Annotated in this window: 19 protein-coding genes and 1 tRNA gene; 4 read left to right on the top strand and 16 right to left on the bottom strand. The window is 62.1% G+C overall.

Features of this window, described 5'->3' with window-relative positions; translation table 11 throughout:
• Positions 1-19: 19 nt before the first annotated feature.
• From rplJ to tuf, 12 genes are all read right to left on the bottom strand, one after another.
• On the bottom strand, positions 20-535 hold the full coding sequence (rplJ, locus tag C9E81_RS01035) for a 50S ribosomal protein L10 (RefSeq protein WP_122110462.1): 516 nt from the start codon (positions 533-535) through the stop codon (positions 20-22).
• Between the two features lie 241 nt (positions 536-776).
• Positions 777-1478, bottom strand: coding sequence for a 50S ribosomal protein L1 (gene rplA, locus C9E81_RS01040; protein WP_122110463.1), 702 nt, complete (start codon positions 1476-1478; stop codon positions 777-779).
• Between the two features lie 3 nt (positions 1479-1481).
• Positions 1482-1934, bottom strand: a complete 453-nt coding sequence (rplK, locus tag C9E81_RS01045; protein WP_122110464.1) for a 50S ribosomal protein L11 — start codon at positions 1932-1934, stop codon at positions 1482-1484.
• A gap of 88 nt (positions 1935-2022) precedes the next feature.
• Positions 2023-2559, bottom strand: a complete 537-nt coding sequence (gene nusG, locus C9E81_RS01050; protein ID WP_122110465.1) for a transcription termination/antitermination protein NusG — start codon at positions 2557-2559, stop codon at positions 2023-2025.
• Positions 2560-2731: 172 nt separating this feature from the next.
• Positions 2732-2950: a preprotein translocase subunit SecE gene (secE, locus tag C9E81_RS01055; protein WP_122110466.1), complete on the bottom strand. Its 219-nt coding sequence runs from the start codon at positions 2948-2950 to the stop codon at positions 2732-2734.
• Between the two features lie 57 nt (positions 2951-3007).
• Positions 3008-3895, bottom strand: coding sequence for a hypothetical protein (locus C9E81_RS01060; RefSeq protein ID WP_122110467.1), 888 nt, complete (start codon positions 3893-3895; stop codon positions 3008-3010).
• A gap of 50 nt (positions 3896-3945) precedes the next feature.
• Positions 3946-4021 (bottom strand) — tRNA-Trp (locus tag C9E81_RS01065).
• Positions 4022-4084: 63 nt separating this feature from the next.
• Positions 4085-5938, bottom strand: coding sequence for an ABC transporter ATP-binding protein (locus C9E81_RS01070; protein WP_122110468.1), 1854 nt, complete (start codon positions 5936-5938; stop codon positions 4085-4087).
• A gap of 105 nt (positions 5939-6043) precedes the next feature.
• Positions 6044-6697 carry a CatB-related O-acetyltransferase gene (locus C9E81_RS01075; protein WP_122110469.1) on the bottom strand — a complete coding sequence of 218 codons (654 nt, stop codon included), beginning with the start codon at positions 6695-6697 and terminating at the stop codon, positions 6044-6046.
• 167 nt (positions 6698-6864) lie between these two features.
• Positions 6865-7278 (bottom strand): GFA family protein, encoded by a 414-nt coding sequence (locus C9E81_RS01080; RefSeq protein ID WP_122110470.1) that lies wholly within the window; start codon positions 7276-7278, stop codon positions 6865-6867.
• Positions 7275-7670, bottom strand: coding sequence for a VOC family protein (locus tag C9E81_RS01085; RefSeq protein ID WP_122110471.1), 396 nt, complete (start codon positions 7668-7670; stop codon positions 7275-7277). Before C9E81_RS01085 ends, C9E81_RS01080 begins: the two co-directional genes overlap by 4 nt.
• A 227-nt stretch (positions 7671-7897) precedes the next feature.
• On the bottom strand, positions 7898-9073 hold the full coding sequence (gene tuf, locus C9E81_RS01090) for an elongation factor Tu (RefSeq protein ID WP_122110454.1): 1176 nt from the start codon (positions 9071-9073) through the stop codon (positions 7898-7900).
• A gap of 232 nt (positions 9074-9305) precedes the next feature.
• Between tuf and C9E81_RS01095 the strand changes: the two genes are divergently transcribed.
• The 3 genes from C9E81_RS01095 (at position 9306) to C9E81_RS01105 (ending at position 11420) form a co-directional block, all read left to right on the top strand.
• Complete coding sequence (locus C9E81_RS01095; protein WP_122110472.1) at positions 9306-10217, top strand: DUF533 domain-containing protein; 912 nt, start codon at positions 9306-9308, stop codon at positions 10215-10217.
• 160 nt (positions 10218-10377) lie between these two features.
• Positions 10378-10836, top strand: a complete 459-nt coding sequence (locus tag C9E81_RS01100) for a c-type cytochrome (protein ID WP_122110473.1) — start codon at positions 10378-10380, stop codon at positions 10834-10836.
• Positions 10836-11420, top strand: a complete 585-nt coding sequence (locus tag C9E81_RS01105) for a cytochrome b/b6 domain-containing protein (RefSeq protein WP_122110474.1) — start codon at positions 10836-10838, stop codon at positions 11418-11420. The genes C9E81_RS01100 and C9E81_RS01105 overlap by 1 nt, the downstream gene beginning before the upstream one ends.
• A 63-nt stretch (positions 11421-11483) precedes the next feature.
• Here C9E81_RS01105 and C9E81_RS01110 read toward each other — a convergent pair whose 3' ends face one another.
• Positions 11484-11801: a DUF6280 family protein gene (locus tag C9E81_RS01110; RefSeq protein WP_122110475.1), complete on the bottom strand. Its 318-nt coding sequence runs from the start codon at positions 11799-11801 to the stop codon at positions 11484-11486.
• Positions 11802-12152: 351 nt separating this feature from the next.
• On the opposite strand from C9E81_RS01110, the gene efp reads away from it, so the two are divergent.
• A complete protein-coding gene (gene efp / locus C9E81_RS01115) occupies positions 12153-12716 on the top strand; it encodes an elongation factor P (protein ID WP_122110476.1) in 564 nt (187 codons plus the stop codon).
• A gap of 187 nt (positions 12717-12903) precedes the next feature.
• Here efp and C9E81_RS01120 read toward each other — a convergent pair whose 3' ends face one another.
• The 3 genes from C9E81_RS01120 to C9E81_RS01130 all read right to left on the bottom strand — a co-directional run bounded on the left by C9E81_RS01120 (position 12904) and on the right by C9E81_RS01130 (position 16036).
• The gene (locus tag C9E81_RS01120) at positions 12904-13554 is read right to left on the bottom strand and encodes a glutathione S-transferase family protein (RefSeq protein ID WP_122110477.1); all 651 of its coding nucleotides are present in this window, start codon (positions 13552-13554) and stop codon (positions 12904-12906) included.
• Between the two features lie 140 nt (positions 13555-13694).
• Complete coding sequence (ilvD, locus tag C9E81_RS01125) at positions 13695-15533, bottom strand: dihydroxy-acid dehydratase (RefSeq protein WP_122110478.1); 1839 nt, start codon at positions 15531-15533, stop codon at positions 13695-13697.
• Between the two features lie 188 nt (positions 15534-15721).
• A complete protein-coding gene (locus C9E81_RS01130; RefSeq protein ID WP_122110479.1) occupies positions 15722-16036 on the bottom strand; it encodes a DMT family transporter in 315 nt (104 codons plus the stop codon).
• Positions 16037-16057: the final 21 nt, after the last annotated feature.

Here is a 16057-nt window from a genome sequence, read left to right on the forward strand (position 1 = left end):
TCGTCGGGAAAGGGTTGCGTCAAGCCGCCTCTCGATCCTCCAGGGTCGAGAGGATGCCAGCGATATTGCTTGCAGGTGCGCCAATCGCGCCGGCGATGTTCGAGGCGGGTGCACCGATGCAACCCACGATCGAAGCGATAAGCTCGTCGCGCGAAGGCATCGCGGCAACGGCTTTCACGCCGGCAACGTCCAGAGCCGTGTCACCCATCGCACCGCCGAGGATCACGAATTTCTCGTTGTCCTTGGCGTATTTCTCGGCGACCTTCGCAGCAGCGACAGGATCCTCCGAATAGGTGAGCACGGTCATGCCCGTCAGGTATTCAGCGATGCTTGCGCAAGGCTTACCCTCAAGGGCGATCTTGGCGAGCCTGTTCTTGGCAACACGCACAGAACCGCCCTCTTCGCGCATGCGCGAGCGGAGGTCCTGCATTTGCGCAACCGTCATCCCTTCGTAGTGGGCAACCACCACGACGCCAGAGCTTTCAAAGATCTGGCCGAGTTCTTCGACCACCTGTTCTTTTTGCGCTCTATCCACGGTTTCACTCCAATTTGGGGGTTTCCCCCCGGCTCTCACTTTTCCCGGCCACAGGGGACCGGGTCGGGTCCGCCAGGGACAAGATCGCCCGAAGGTTGCGCCTTCGGAAAAATGCTTGGTCCCCATCTCGGGAAGGACATTAAGCCGTCACCCTTGCAGGATCAGGCACCCTCCGTCTCGGACAGGACGGGGCGGCATATGGGCAGCCCCGCCATTCGCCGGATTGCTCCGGCAAATTTCATCAGGCCTCGGCCGTAGCCGACGCGATATCCACCGACACGCCCGGCCCCATGGTCGAGCTGATCGAGACCTTTTTCATATAGGTCCCCTTCGCGCCCGTGGGCTTGGCCTTGTTCACCGCATCCACGAAGGCACGCAGGTTCTGGGCCAGCTTGTCGGCATCGAAGGACGCCTTGCCGATACCGGCATGGACGACGCCGGCCTTTTCGGCCTTGAACTGGACTTCGCCGCCCTTGGCAGCCTTGACCGCATCCGCGACATCCATCGTCACCGTGCCGACCTTGGGGTTCGGCATCAGGTTGCGCGGGCCGAGGATCTTGCCGAGACGGCCGACCAGCGGCATCATGTCCGGGGTTGCGATGCAGCGGTCGAATTCGATCTTGCCCGACTGCACGGTTTCCATCAGGTCCTCGGCACCGACGATATCGGCACCCGCTTCCTTCGCCTCGTCGGCCTTGGGGCCACGGGCAAAGACGGCGACGCGGACATCCTTGCCGGTCCCGGCGGGCAGTGTCACCACACCGCGCACCATCTGATCGGCATGGCGCGGATTCACGCCCAGGTTCATCGCGATCTCGACGGTCTCGTCGAATTTCGCGGCAGCGTTTTCCTTGACCAGCTTGACGGCATCCTCGACCGAGAGGTTCGACTTGCCCTCGAAGGCGGCGCGGGCCGCGGCTTTCTTTTTCGAAATCTTCGCCATGGCTTAGCCTTTCACCTCGATACCGATCGAACGGGCGGAACCAAGAACGATCTTCATCGCCTGATCGACATCATTGGCCGACAGGTCGGCCATCTTGGCCTCGGCGATCTCGCGGACCTGCTTGACGGTGACGTAGCCAGCGGTCGCACGGCCCGGCTTTTCGGAACCTTTCGCACGGTTCCGCTTGCCCTGCGGCTTCAGGCCGGCGGCCTTTTTCAGCAGGAACGACGCGGGAGGCGTCTTGGTCTCGAAGGTGAACGACTTATCGGCGTAATAGGTGATCACGACCGGAACGGGCGCACCCTTTTCCATCTCCTGCGTCTTGGCGTTGAACGCCTTGCAGAATTCCATGATGTTGATGCCGCGCTGACCCAGGGCGGGACCAACAGGGGGCGACGGGTTGGCTTCACCCGCCTTGATCTGCAGCTTCAGCTGCCCGACGACTTTCTTGGCCATCTGGCCTTCTCCTTTATCATCACGCCCCGCCCGTCATTGGGTTCATGGGGCCGACTTAGCGGTACGGCGACAAGCCTCCCGCGACCGATCACGAGGTCTTGGCGACCTGCGTGAATTCCAGTTCCACCGGCGTTGGCCGGCCAAAGATCGAAACGGTGACCTTGATGCGCGCGGACACCTCGTCAACCTCTTCGACCATTCCCGAGAACCCTTCGAAGGGCCCGTCAGTCACATTCACCCTCTCGCCCACGTCGAAGCGGATAAGGTTGCGCGGCGCAGCCTCGTCCCCTTCGCCGGTGCGGTGAAGGATCGTGTTCACTTCCTCGTCACGCATCGGCATCGGCTTGCCCTGCGCGCCCAGGAAACCGGTGACCCGATTGATCGAGTTCACCAGGTGATAGGTGCGGTCCGTCATCTCCATATGGACCAGCACATAGCCCGGCATGAAGCGGCGCTCGGATGTCACCTTCTTGCCGCGCCGGATCTCGATGACCTCCTCGGTCGGCACCAGCACTTCGTCGATCTGGTCCTCGAGTCCCTTCTCGGCCACCGACTGGCGAATCGCCTCGGCAACCTTTTTCTCGAAGTTCGAAAGGACGCTGACCGAATACCAACGTTTTGCCATGCCTTTAGCGACCCCTGCTCATCGTGGGAGAATCACGCGACGCGCGCGCCAACTCCTTGAATTCAAATACGTCCGCGGAAATTGAAATCGGCGCGCATGCGGATTCGATGCACGCCGTTTGCCGGACAGTCGGGCGCAAATAACGCCACCGGCCCGGAATTGCAAGCCCCGATCAACCGCTGATCATCTGCAATCCGTTTGTGATACCAAAGCGAATCGCCAGATCGACCAGGAAAAAGAACAGGCTGGTCAGCGCCGCCATGATAAGCACCATGATGGTCGTGGTCACCACCTCGCGGCGGGTCGGCCAGGTGATCTTGGCGCCTTCGGCTCGAACCTGATTGATGAACTGGACGGGATTGGCCACGGTCGGCTCCTTCGGAAATTCCATGGCCGATGTAACCAAGCCGCAGGCGGTTTTCAAGCCCGCACCGCATATTCGCGCGGTTCACGCAGTATCGGCGGGCCGCAGAAATTCGACTCCCGGCATGGCGGCGATGCGTGCGCAATCGCGGTCATAGCCTTGTTCGCACAGCGCGTGGATAGCGGGATCGAAAATGCGCAGCGGCGGATCATTGCGCCGCTTGGGGTGGGCCTTCATCGCCCTGGCCACCAACTCCTGGCGCTCATCCACCGCGACGCTGGCGGCGTTTTTCTCGATCATCCGATAGGCTGCCCGGGACAGGCCTAAGCGCACCGGCCGCAAATCAGGAGTGAGACCGGCAATCCGTTGCCCCAACAGGCGCCGCAGCATTTTCGATCGCACTGCCGCAAGATCCTCGTAACGCCAGCAGACCACCGTGGTTGCTCCGGCCTTCAGCAGGCGGGCCACCAATCCCGGCCAATCCAGCAAAACAGGGTCGAAGCCTCCCATATATTCGGCAATGTTCAGCTCGCCGCCAAAGCGCATCTGTTCAGCGAATACCGAGGTCAGAAAATCGGCGGGAGAGCGCAACGCCAGAAACAGCGTCGCTTCCCTGGCGCCCAGCAGCCGGAACAGGTTTGCCAACCGTTCTTCGGCAGTGGTGTAAATTTGCCCGTCCCTGCCCAGAAAGCGGGCCGGATCAAGCCCTCCCAAAAGAAGTTCTTCCGAGATCAGCGTGTCACGATGATCGGCCAGCAACCCCCGGAGCACGTCCCGCGTTTTTCGCCACCGCTCCGTGGCAGACCGATCGCCATCCAGCAGCGAGCGGAGATCCACCGGATTTGCCCGCAGGGTTTGCGGACCCAGAAACATGATATCGCGATCCATCAACTGCGGTTCAACGGCGTTGATACACCGCTGCAGATGGGTTGTGGCAGTCTTGTGAACGCCGACATGAATATGGAGGCCCATGCAAGACGCCTCTGCTCGGAATGAAAACTAAAATCGGAATTGATGAAAACTGGCAGGGGCAGAGGGACTCGAACCCCCGACCCTCGGTTTTGGAGACCGATGCTCTACCAACTGAGCTATACCCCTAGGCCGTGCGCCCGTTTACGGCAGTGGCGGTGCCGGTGCAAGGGGGCTTTGGCCCCACTTGCATCATTCGGCGGCATCGGCGGCAAGAAATCCGCCCGACTGGCGGGACCACAGCCGCGCATAGAGCCCGTTTCGCGCCAGCAGTTCGGTATGGCTGCCCTGCTCTACGATGCGCCCCTGATCCATGACGATCAGCCGGTCCATCGCCGCGATGGTCGACAGGCGATGCGCGATGGCGATCACGGTCTTGCCCTCCATCAGCGCCTCGAGCCGCGACTGGATTGCCGCCTCGACCTCGCTGTCCAATGCGCTGGTCGCCTCGTCCAGGACCAAGATCGGCGCATCCTTCAGCGCCACGCGGGCAATCGCGATTCGCTGGCGCTGCCCGCCCGACAGCTTGACGCCCCGCTCGCCGACATGGGCATCCAGCCCGCGCCGGCCATAGCTGTCCGACAGGCCCGGCACGAAACCATGCGCCTCGGCGATCCGCAGGGCATCGGCGATCTCGGCCTCGCTGGCCTCGGGGCGGCCATAAGCGATATTCTCGCGCACCGAACGATGCAAAAGCGAGCTGTCCTGTGTCACCACCCCGATACCGGCCCGCAGACTGTCCTGCGTCACCTGCGAGATGTCCTGACCATCAATCATGATCCTCCCGCTATCGATATCGTGGAAACGCAGCAGCAGATTCACAAGCGTCGATTTTCCCGCGCCCGAACGCCCAACCAGCCCGACCCTTTCGCTTGGCGCGATATGCAGGGTCAGATCGTCCAGAACCGGCAGCGGCTGCGCGCCCGCAATGCTGGCATAGCGGAAGGTGACATGATCGAACCGCACCTCGCCCGGTCCCGGGACCAGCGGGCGGGCATCCGGCCTGTCCACCACCTGGCGCGGCAGGGCAAGGCTGGAAATGCCGTCACGCACCGTGCCGATATTTTCGAACAGCGCGGCGAATTCCCACATGATCCAATGCGCCATGTTGTTCAGGCGCAGCGCCAGCGGCACCGCGATGGCGACCGCTCCGACCGCGACCTGCCCTTCGGACCAGAGCCACAGCCCAAGACCGGTGACCAGCGCCACCAGCAGCACGTTCATGCTGTTCAGGGTGATATCCTGCACACTGCTGAGCCGCATCTGCCGGTGGACCGTCTGCAGGAAGTCATCCATGCCATCGCGCATCCACGCCTCTTCCCGCGCCGAATGCGAGAACAGCTTGACGGTAGCGATATTGGTATAGCTGTCGACCACGCGTCCTGTCATCGCCGAACGGGCATCCGCCTGCGCCTTCGCCACCTGCCCCAATCGCGGCACGATCAGCCACAGCATCACGCCATAGCCGATGGCCCATGCAAGGAAGGGCAGCGCCAGCCGCCAGTCCTGGCTGGCCGCCAGAGTCAATGCACCAATGAAATAGATCAGCACGTAGCTGCCGACATCCATGATCTTCATGGCGACCTCGCGCACCGCCAGCGCGGTCTGCATCAGTCTTTGCGCGATCCGGCCCGAGAACTCGTCCTGGAAATAACCGATCGACTGCCGCAGCAGGTAACGATGCGCCTGCCAGCGGATACGCTGCGGAAAATTCCCCATCAGCGACTGGTGCAGGATCAGCGAGCCCAGCAGGTTCAGAACCGGCATCAGCACCAGCAGCACGACCGCCATCAGCGCCAGGCGCGATCCCTGCTCCTGCCAGAAAACCTCGCGCGGCGTGTCGGACAGCCGGTTGATCAATTCGCCCAGCCAGTTGAACAGCATCACCTCGATCAGCGCGATGACACTGGACAACAGCGCAAGCGAGACCAGCCAGGGCAAGGCGCCATGGCTGTAGTGAAGCAGAAATCGCCACAACGACCGCGGCGGCATATCCGGCGTGTCGTTGGGATAAGGGTCAATGCGTCGCTCGAACCACGCGAACATGGCGTCACCTGAATTTGCAGATAGTGAAAGGAGCCGGGGCAGAAGTGCTGACCTGATTTCCTGCACAGGTCAAGTGGTGCCCGCCCCGGGATGGGTAAGGATTGCCTAAGGCGCCAGTTCCGCCAATGCGCCGATATCTGCGGCGGCCAGCGCGGAAGTGGCGGCGTCGATCCGGCTTGCGGGCCAGTTCCACCAAGCCAGTTCCTGCAGGCGCCGGATGTCCGGGGGATCGAAGCGCATCCGGACGATCCGCGCCGGATTTCCGGCGACGATCGCGTAATCCGGTATCTCGCCGGATACCACCGCCCGCGCGCCCACGATCACGCCATCGCCGATTCTTGTCCCGGGCAGGATCACCGCACCATCGCCCAGCCAGACATCGTGGCCGATGATCGTATCGGGCAGGTCGGAAATCTGCCCGATATAATCCCCGACCCGCTCGTGATCGAAGATCGCGAAGGGATAAGTCGAGACGCCGGCCATCGGGTGATTGGCCGAGGCGGTGATGATCCGGACGCCATCGGCAATCTGCCCGAAACGCCCGATCACCAGACGCTCTGGCGCACCGGGATAGGTATAGGGGGCCAACCGCGCGGCCCAATCCTCGGGCGGCTCGAAACTGCTGGCATAGGTGTAATCGCCGATCTCGATATTCGGGTGATCTATGACGCGGTTCAGATGAACCAGACCATAATTGACCCGGCCATCTGGAAAGCACATCGGATAGGGGGAGGCAGCGCCAAGGAATTTGACGGGCATGGAAAATCCTTTCGATTCTGGACTGGGAAAGTCAGATCGCTGGATTGTCCATGGCGCTTACTCCTTTTCTCGCAACGCGCATATAGCACGATTCGGCGCGTTGTGAAACCCTTTGAGACCCATGCATTTCCGCGCGGGAACCCGAGTATCCGGCATGCCGGAAATCGTTACAGATGCCTCGTCTCTGGCGCCGGGTTCCACCAGTTGTCATTCGCGCCATCGGCCCAATAGACCGGCGCGGAGATCAGTTCCTCCTCTGTCGCATCGTCCAGCGCAGAGACCATGACCTGCACGAAACGCCCGCCCATTTCGGCAATGTTTCCCTCGGTCCACAGCCTCGTGCCACAGCGGGAGCAGAAGCGGTGATGCATCTCGACCCCGTCATCCTGAACGCGCGGGGTCTCGGCCAGTTGGTCATGCCCCCGGATCAGCCGGAAACCGGCAGGATCAGGCAGCCGCATCTCCCAATAGCGCATCTTGCGGCAGAACCGGCAATTGCAGCGCATGGTCCCCTCGGCCAGATCGCCGTCGGCCTCGAAACCGACCGCACCGCAAAAACAGCTTCCATGATAGGTTTTCATGCCCCGCCCTCCCCATGGCAGACGGCCTCGATATTGTTCCCGTCAGGATCAAGTATGAAGGCACCGTAATAATCCGGGTGATAGATGGGCCGTGGCCCCGGTGCGCCATTATCGCGCCCGCCCGCCTCCAGCGCGGCCTTGTGAAAGGCATCCACTGCCGAATGATCGCGAGCCGCGAAGGCGACATGCGTCCCGGAGGCCGCCGGGCGGCCGGTGCCAATCCAGAAAAACGGCTTGCCATCGCGGCCAAAGCCCAGATGAACCCCGTGCCCCCCGGTCATCTCTTCGGTGATCTCCATCAGCAGCGAGATACCGAGCGGCGAAAGCGCACGCTCGTAGAACGCGCGGGACGAGGAAATGTCAGAAACGGGAAATCCGATATGATCGATCATGGCAGGCTCCTTTCATGACGGATCATGCGGCAGGCTTGCTGACAAAATGCGGCAGCAGGGAATGAGCCGTGGAAAAGGGCGCTCCACCCGTCCGGGCGAGGTTGCCGAACCCGCAGCGCATTCGGTCACGCGCTGACCTGAACCAAGCGGGCTGAAACAGGTTTCGAACCGCCAATACGAAAAGGGCCGCCCCGAAGGACGGCCCTTTCCCGCGATCCGCTAACGGATCACTCGATGATCTTCGACACCACGCCTGCGCCGACGGTGCGTCCGCCTTCGCGGATGGCGAAGCGCAGCTTTTCCTCCATCGCGATCGGCGCGATCAGCTCGACCTCGAATTTCAGGTTGTCGCCCGGCATCACCATCTCGGTGCCCTCAGGCAGGTTCACCGTCCCGGTCACATCCGTCGTCCGGAAGTAGAATTGCGGACGGTAGTTCGCAAAGAACGGCGTGTGACGGCCACCCTCTTCCTTGGTCAGGATATAGGCCTCGGCCTCGAACTTCGTATGCGGCTTCACCGAACCCGGCTTGCACAGGACCTGCCCGCGCTCCACGCCGTCGCGCTCGATCCCGCGCAGCAGCGCGCCGATATTGTCGCCGGCCTCACCACGGTCCAGCAGCTTGCGGAACATCTCCACACCCGTGCAGGTGGTCTTCTTGGTGTCGCGGATACCCACGATTTCCAGTTCGTCGCCCACATTCACCGCGCCACGCTCGACGCGGCCGGTCACCACCGTCCCGCGGCCCGAGATCGAGAACACGTCCTCGATCGGCATCAGGAAGGGCTGGTCAACGGCGCGCTCCGGCGTCGGGATATAGTCGTCCACGGCCTTCAGAAGCTCGCGGATCGAGTTCTCGCCGATCTCCGGATCACGGCCCTCCAGCGCCGCAAGCGCCGAGCCCTTCACGATCGGAATGTCGTCGCCGGGATACTCGTAGCTGGTCAGAAGCTCGCGCACTTCCATCTCGACCAGTTCCAGCAGTTCCTCGTCATCCACCTGGTCGACCTTGTTCAGGTAGACCACCATGTAGGGGATGCCCACCTGCCGGCCCAGAAGGATATGCTCGCGCGTCTGCGGCATCGGGCCGTCGGCGGCGTTCACCACCAGGATCGCCCCGTCCATCTGCGCCGCGCCGGTGATCATGTTCTTCACATAGTCGGCATGGCCCGGGCAGTCCACATGCGCATAGTGACGCGTGTCGGTCTCGTATTCCACGTGAGCCGTCGAGATCGTGATCCCACGCGCCTTCTCCTCAGGCGCGCCGTCGATCTGGTCATAGGCGCGGAAATCGCCGAAATACTTCGTGATCGCGGCCGTCAGCGTCGTCTTGCCGTGGTCAACGTGACCAATCGTCCCGATGTTGACGTGCGGTTTCGTCCGTTCAAACTTTGCCTTTGCCATCTAGGGCCTCCTGATCGCGGGGCATGGCATGAAACGGCCCCGGTTAAACGTGCGCCGCGATGTATAAGGCCGCAGGGGAAAAATCAAGGGCAAGGAATGCGCTTTGACCGGCCGGATTTCCTTCTTGCCACAAGGCCTTCCAAATGCCTTTCTGGAACCGGAGAGAACCGGCGAACGTTCGCATCCAGAACGGAGCCATGTTAATCGTATTCCAAGCCGAAAGGACAGGATCATGAGCCTGATGAAATCTCTCGCAAAGGTTGCCGCCGGTGTCATGCTGGCAAAAGGCGTCGGCGCGGTCATGAAAAGCCGCCAGCAGGGCCGCCCCGGGGGATCATCCGCGGGCCGTTCGGGCGGAGGATTGCTGGACAGCCTGCTCGGAAACAACGTCGCCGGTCAGCGCGGCGGCAGCATCACCGATCAGCTGGGCCAGATTCTGGGCGGGCGCGGCGCAGGAGGCGGACGCCCCTATAGCGGCCCGAATTCCGCAGGTGCCCAGGGCGGGCTTGGCGGTATGCTTGACGGGCTGGGCGGCCGCGGAGCAGGCGGCGGACTCGGGGGAATGCTGGGCCAGTTGAGCGGCGGCAGAGGTTCTTCCGGCGCGGGCGGCCTTGGCGACATGCTGGGCGGATTGTTGGGCGGTGCCGCTGCAGGCGGTGCGGCAGGCGCGGCAGCAGGCGGGCTTGCACGCAAGGATTCGCAGCCCAGCAACAACGCCAGCTTTGGCGAGCTTTTCAACGATTCCCTGTCTCGCAACGACGAGCCCGAGGTAACGCCCACGCCCGAGCAGAACGCCGTCGCCGGGCTGATGCTGAAAGCCATGATCCAGGCGGCCAAATCCGATGGCCGTATCGACGATGCCGAGAAAGAGCGGCTGCTGGGACATCTGGGCGATGAACTGGATGATGACGAGCGCCAGTTCATCCGCGAGCAGATGGCCGCACCGGTCGATGCCGCAGCATTGGCCCGCGAAGTGCCCGATGGGCTGCAGGCGCAGGTTTACCTGATGTCGCTGCTGGCCATCGATTTCGACAACGAGGAAGAGGCGCGCTACCTGCATGCGCTTGCCGAGGCGATGGGTCTGCCGCGCGAGGCGGTCAACAAGATCCATGACGAGGTCGGCACGACACGGCTTTACAACTGATTCCCTGCCCCGATGCCGCTTGCGAGATAGCAAAGGCGTGAGCGGCATCCATCCCGATTGATCGCGGCGCAACCCTCTGACAAGATGGAAATACGGCATCTTTTCGGATGCCGTTCATGGATGTCATCAAAGCTGCCCCAGCTTATAGCGAGGAACTCTTATGCGTCTGATTTCCCTTACTGCAATTGCCGCGATTACTGCATTTCCCCTGTTCGCCCATGCCGATGACAGGATCGAGGACGCGCTGGAGGCGCGTCATGGCTATATGACCATGCTGGCGATCAACATGGGCACCCTCGCCGGAATGGCGAAGGGAGAGATCGAATATGACGAGGCCGCCGCCTCGACAGCAGGCGCCAATATCGAGGCGCTCGGCAATTACGCGGTATCCGACCTGTTCATCGAAGGCACCGCCAACGGAGAGGTCGACGATTCCGACGCATTGCCGGCCATCTGGGAAAATCCTGACGATTTCGTGCAGAAATTCGCGGATCTCGGCGAGGCTGCCGCCGGTGCGGGCGAAGCGGTCAAGGGCGGTCAGGCGAATGTCGGACCGGTCGTGCAAAAACTGGGCGGCACCTGCAAGGTCTGCCACGATGACTACCGCAAGAAAGACTGATGGCTGAGGATCAGGCCCGCCGCGTCAGAATATGGGACCCGGCGCTGCGGGCATTTCACTGGCTTCTCGCGCTTCTGGTGGTTGCCAACTGGCTGCTGGGCAAGTTCGGCCCCAACATCATGACCCTGCATTTCTGGCTGGGATACAGCATCGTGGCATTGCTGGCTTTCCGGCTGATATGGGGGATCATCGGTCCCGAAAGCGCACGCTTTTCGAGCCTCTTCCATCATCCCCGTTCCGTGACAGGCTATCTTCGCGACATGGTGAAACGTGAGCCGAGCCACTGGCCCGGACATAACCCGCTTGGCGCATTGGCGGTTATCGCCATGCTCCTGGTCCTGATATGGCAGGTCGGCACCGGCCTGATCGCGGATCCCGAGGATTTCGTGAATGTCGGGCCTCTGGCGAACAAGGTCGGCAGCGATATCGCGACGAAAGCGGATGCGTGGCACGCGCTTGGCGCGGATCTCATCCTGATCTTCGTCTTGATGCATATCGCGGCGATCCTGTTCTATCGCATCTGGAAGAACGAGGACCTGATCCGGCCGATGCTGACCGGCTGGAAATGGGTGCGCCGCCGGTAAGGTGGTACGGAACGAGAAAGGCCGCCCCGGAGGCGGCCTTTCTCGCAGCCGGTTCGGTTCCGGTCAAGCGGCTTCTGCCTCTGCGGCCATGCGCCGCTCGCTTTCTTCGCGGGATAGCGCGACCGAGGTCCGGACGCCCTTGGAAACAAACTCCATCAGCCCCTTGACCACACGCTCATTGGGGTCGATCCCGGCACAGCTCAGCACTTCGCGGCCATCGCGCGAACGGGCCCAACGGGCGATCTGCTCGGGACCATTGCCATATTTCTTGTCATCTGCGATCGCATCATCAAGCGCAGCCAGCACGACAGCCGCAAACAGCTTGCGGGCACGCTGGCCTTGTTCGAAATTGAAAGCGGAGCCATCAACAAAGTCGCGCATAACATCTTTCCGTTTCTATGGCCTACTGCCATGACCATTTATACAGGCCAGAAGCACAGGCCTTTCTTATCAGTTCCGTTTCTCCGACGGTGACGTTGACTTAGACGTTATGCCGCCGATTCGATATTCCCCTTAGCACATATCTGCCATGCATATCATGCAACGCGTGGAAAATTGTGACATTCCCGCTGTATTCGGCATGAACCGGCATTTCGGCGACAGGTGGAAATCGCCTTGACATCCGCGCGTTTCCGCACTTGTTGCCTTAGCTTGTCCGTCCCGATATAGGGGCGACGCAACGCCGTTCAATGCCTGGACGGAGATTCCCGCAACAGTTCCAAGAGTGCTTCCATGCCAAAGATAAACGGCAATGAAATCCGCCCCGGCAATGTGCTGGAGCATGACGGGGGCCTGTGGGCCGCCGTGAAGGTCAACCATGTCAAGCCCGGCAAGGGCGGTGCTTTCGCCCAGGTCGAGATGAAGAACCTGCGCGACGGCCGCAAGCTGAACGAACGTTTCCGCAGCGAGGACAAGGTTGAACGTGTCCGTCTGGACCAGAAAGACCAGCAATTCCTGTATGAAAGCGACGGCAAGCTGGTCTTCATGGACAGCGAGACCTTCGAGCAGACCGAGCTTGACGCCGATCTGCTGGGCGAGCGCCGCCCCTTCCTGCAGGACGGCATGACCGCCACGATCGAATATTACGGTGAGGAAGCGCTGTCCGTCGCCCTGCCCCAGAAAGTCACCTGCAAGGTCATCGAGACCGAGCCGGTGGTAAAAGGCCAGACCGCAGCCAACAGCTACAAGCCCGCCGTCCTGGACAATGGCGTGCGTATCATGGTGCCGCCATTCATCGGGCAGGACGAGGATATCATCGTCAATACCGAACTGTTCGAATACAGCGAACGCGCCTGATCAGGGCACCTGGATCGAACCAGACCAAAAAGGCGCAACGCCCGCGGGGGTTGCGCAAATAACGTTACGTCACGGGTCAGGCTACGGTCAGATTACCTTTCGCCCGGGGGCGACGCCCGACGATCCCGGCGAAATTGCACAGCTTCAACCCGGGTGAGACGCTATCCCGTGTCTTGCCCTGCCTTCGTCAGCCGGCCGATGCGGCGGTGAATACCGCCAGTTGAGCCTCGAACGCCCGCTTGTATGCGGGGCGCGCCTCGCCGCGTGCGACATAGGCGGAAAGGTTTGGATATTCTTCCAGCATAACCGATCCTTCCAGCCTGCGCAGCACCGTCACCATGAGCAGGTCCCCGGCGCTGAACGCTCCGTCAAGCCAGTCCGCATCGCCAAGGTGGCGGGAAAGGCCCTCAAGCCGTTTGCTGATACTGTCTTCCAGCGCACGCAGACGATGCTGATACCACGGTTCATCACGCTCGAGGATCATGGCAAGAGCGCGGTCGAAGACCGGTGGCTCTACCGTGTTGAGCGCGGCAAACATCCATGCGATCGCGCGAGCCCGGGCATTCGCACCGTCCGGCAGCAGGCCCGCATGATGCTCCGCGATATGGAGCAGGATCGCCCCCGACTCGAACAGGGCGAGATCGCCCTCTTCATAGGTCGGGATCTGCCCGAAGGGATGAAGCGCAAGATGCGCAGGTTCCTTCATCGCCTTGAACGAAAGAAGCCGGACGTCGTAAGGCTGGCCCACTTCCTCCAGTGCCCAACGAACGCGCATGTCGCGCGCCAGCCCGCGCCCGCGATCGGGTGAGTTTTCAAAGGCGGTAATGGTGATGGTCATTGTCGTTCTCCCAAGCCTCTCTATCCCAAGGACGATTGGCTGGGCGGGTTCCCGACATTCGGATGCGAAATTGATGTCGCGGCACGGTCAATTGCGGCGTGAAAAGGGTGGCGGATATGCCTGATATCCGCCACGCCGGTTCATTCGGGAATGACCCGCACCGCCCCCTTGGCCGCGCTGGTCGCCATCGCGGCATAGGCGCGCAGGGCCGTGGTGACCTTGCGCTTGCGGGGCTCGGCCGGCTTCCAGCCCTCGGCCTCGCGCGCTTCGCGGCGGCGGGCCAGTTCGGCCTCGTCCACGGCCAGTTCGATGGTCCGGTTGGGGATGTCGATGCGGATCAGATCGCCCTGCTCTACCAGCCCGATCATTCCGCCCTCGGCGGCTTCGGGCGAGACATGACCGATGGACAGGCCCGAGGAGCCTCCCGAGAAACGGCCATCGGTGACCAGCGCGCAGGCTTTGCCCAAGCCCTTGGATTTCAGATAGCTGGTCGGATAGAGCATCTCCTGCATGCCGGGGCCGCCGCGCGGTCCCTCGTAGCGGATCAATACGACCTCGCCCGCCTTGACCTTGCCGGTCAGGATGCCGGAAACGGCGGAATCCTGGCTTTCGAAGACATGGGCGGGACCCTCGAATTTCAGGATCGATTCATCGACGCCGGCGGTTTTGACGATGCAGCCATCCTCGGCCAGGTTGCCGTAAAGCACCGCAAGCCCGCCATCCTTCGAGAATGCGTGTTCGGCATCGCGGATCACCCCGCCCTCGCGGTCCAAGTCCACTGTGTCATAGCGGCGGTCCTGCGAAAAGGCGGTCTGCGTCGGCACGCCCCCCGGCGCGGCGCGGTAGAAATCATGCACGGTGGCGGAATCGGTGCGGGCGACATCCCACCGGTCCAGCGCCTGCGCCAGCGTGCCGGAATGGACATTGCCGACCGAGGTATCGAGCAGCCCCGCCCGGTCCAGCTCGCCGAGGATCGCCATGATCCCCCCCGCGCGGTGGACATCCTCCATATGCACGTCGGATTTCGCGGGCGCGACCTTGCACAGCACCGGTACCTTGCGCGACAGCTTGTCGATATGCGCCATGGTGAAATCGACCTCGCCCTCATGCGCGGCGGCCAGCAGGTGCAGCACGGTATTGGTCGAGCCGCCCATGGCGATATCGAGCGTCATGGCATTGCTGAAAGCGTTGAAACTGGCGATCGAGCGCGGCAGCACGCTGTCATCCTCGCCCTCGTAGTAGCGGCGGGCGAGATCGACGATCAGGTGACCCGCCTCGACAAACAGGCGCTTGCGGTCGGCATGGGTCGCCAGGGTCGAGCCGTTGCCGGGCAGCGACAGGCCGAGCGCCTCGGTCAGGCAGTTCATCGAATTGGCCGTGAACATGCCCGAGCAGGAACCGCAGGTCGGGCAGGCCGAGCGCTCGATCGCCTGCACATCGGCCTCTGACACATTGTCATCGGCGGCGGCAACCATGGCGTCGACGAGATCCAGCGCCTTGACCCTGCCGTCTTCCAGCACCACCTTGCCGGCCTCCATCGGGCCGCCCGAGACGAAGACCGCCGGGATGTTCAGACGCATCGCGGCGTTCAGCATACCCGGCGTGATCTTGTCGCAATTGGAGATGCAGACCATCGCGTCGGCGCAATGCGCGTTGACCATGTATTCGACGGAATCGGCGATGATCTCGCGCGAGGGCAACGAATAGAGCATCCCGTCATGGCCCATCGCGATGCCATCATCGACGGCGATGGTGTTGAATTCCTTGGCGATGCCGCCCGCAGCCTCGACCTCGCGGGCAACAAGCTGGCCAAGATCCTTGAGATGGACATGGCCGGGCACGAATTGCGTGAAACTGTTGACGATGGCGATGATCGGCTTGCCGAAATCGCTGTCCTTCACCCCGGTCGCACGCCACAGGCCCCGGGCACCTGCCATGTTGCGGCCGTGGGTTGTGGTGCGGGAACGATAGGCGGGCATAAGCGGTCTCCTTTAGCTGGCGGTCTTCTTTATCACCCCTTGCGGCGGAAGGAAATTGCCTGAGGTGAGGGAAACGGGATGTTTTCTGTCCTTGATCGGTGGGATTGCTTCGCGAAAGGACCGGGGCCCTGCCCCCGCGCCCGTTCCGGGCGCTCCCCCGAGGTATTTGCCCAAAGAAGAAGGGCTGATCAGGACGCCATTTTCATTGCCAGAATCCCCGCGAGGATGAGGGCGGCGGCAAAGAGGCGGGAAAACGTGACCGGTTCTCCCATCAGGATGATCCCGAGGATGAAGCTGCCGACGGCGCCGATACCCGTCCAGACCATATAGGCGGTGCCGAGGGGAAGCTGGCGCATGGCGATGGCCAAAAGCCAGAATGACGCGATCATTCCGACAACCATGATGACGGTCGGCCATATTTTGGTGAAACCGTCGGATTGCTTCATCGCGGTGGCCCATACGATTTCGAGAAGGCCAGCGATGGTGAGGGTGAGCCAGGGCATGGAAAGCCTCGTGACAGGGGC

Source organism: Paracoccus alkanivorans (assembly GCF_003697785.1).
Classification (GTDB): domain Bacteria; phylum Pseudomonadota; class Alphaproteobacteria; order Rhodobacterales; family Rhodobacteraceae; genus Paracoccus; species Paracoccus alkanivorans.

What these genes read in the sequence shown, in the direction of transcription:
- rplA (WP_122110463.1), bottom strand. Translation starts at nt 1,478, where the DNA reads ATGGCGAAGATTTCGAAAAAGAAAGCCGCGGCCCGCGCCGCCTTCGAG.
- rplK (WP_122110464.1), bottom strand. Translation starts at nt 1,934, where the DNA reads ATGGCCAAGAAAGTCGTCGGGCAGCTGAAGCTGCAGATCAAGGCGGGT.
- nusG (WP_122110465.1), bottom strand. Translation starts at nt 2,559, where the DNA reads ATGGCAAAACGTTGGTATTCGGTCAGCGTCCTTTCGAACTTCGAGAAA.
- secE (WP_122110466.1), bottom strand. Translation starts at nt 2,950, where the DNA reads ATGGAATTTCCGAAGGAGCCGACCGTGGCCAATCCCGTCCAGTTCATC.
- C9E81_RS01060 (WP_122110467.1), bottom strand. Translation starts at nt 3,895, where the DNA reads ATGGGCCTCCATATTCATGTCGGCGTTCACAAGACTGCCACAACCCAT.
- C9E81_RS01070 (WP_122110468.1), bottom strand. Translation starts at nt 5,938, where the DNA reads ATGTTCGCGTGGTTCGAGCGACGCATTGACCCTTATCCCAACGACACG.
- C9E81_RS01075 (WP_122110469.1), bottom strand. Translation starts at nt 6,697, where the DNA reads ATGCCCGTCAAATTCCTTGGCGCTGCCTCCCCCTATCCGATGTGCTTT.
- C9E81_RS01080 (WP_122110470.1), bottom strand. Translation starts at nt 7,278, where the DNA reads ATGAAAACCTATCATGGAAGCTGTTTTTGCGGTGCGGTCGGTTTCGAG.
- C9E81_RS01085 (WP_122110471.1), bottom strand. Translation starts at nt 7,670, where the DNA reads ATGATCGATCATATCGGATTTCCCGTTTCTGACATTTCCTCGTCCCGC.
- tuf (WP_122110454.1), bottom strand. Translation starts at nt 9,073, where the DNA reads ATGGCAAAGGCAAAGTTTGAACGGACGAAACCGCACGTCAACATCGGG.
- C9E81_RS01095 (WP_122110472.1), top strand. Translation starts at nt 9,306, where the DNA reads ATGAGCCTGATGAAATCTCTCGCAAAGGTTGCCGCCGGTGTCATGCTG.
- C9E81_RS01100 (WP_122110473.1), top strand. Translation starts at nt 10,378, where the DNA reads ATGCGTCTGATTTCCCTTACTGCAATTGCCGCGATTACTGCATTTCCC.
- C9E81_RS01105 (WP_122110474.1), top strand. Translation starts at nt 10,836, where the DNA reads ATGGCTGAGGATCAGGCCCGCCGCGTCAGAATATGGGACCCGGCGCTG.
- C9E81_RS01110 (WP_122110475.1), bottom strand. Translation starts at nt 11,801, where the DNA reads ATGCGCGACTTTGTTGATGGCTCCGCTTTCAATTTCGAACAAGGCCAG.
- efp (WP_122110476.1), top strand. Translation starts at nt 12,153, where the DNA reads ATGCCAAAGATAAACGGCAATGAAATCCGCCCCGGCAATGTGCTGGAG.
- C9E81_RS01120 (WP_122110477.1), bottom strand. Translation starts at nt 13,554, where the DNA reads ATGACCATCACCATTACCGCCTTTGAAAACTCACCCGATCGCGGGCGC.
- ilvD (WP_122110478.1), bottom strand. Translation starts at nt 15,533, where the DNA reads ATGCCCGCCTATCGTTCCCGCACCACAACCCACGGCCGCAACATGGCA.
- C9E81_RS01130 (WP_122110479.1), bottom strand. Translation starts at nt 16,036, where the DNA reads ATGCCCTGGCTCACCCTCACCATCGCTGGCCTTCTCGAAATCGTATGG.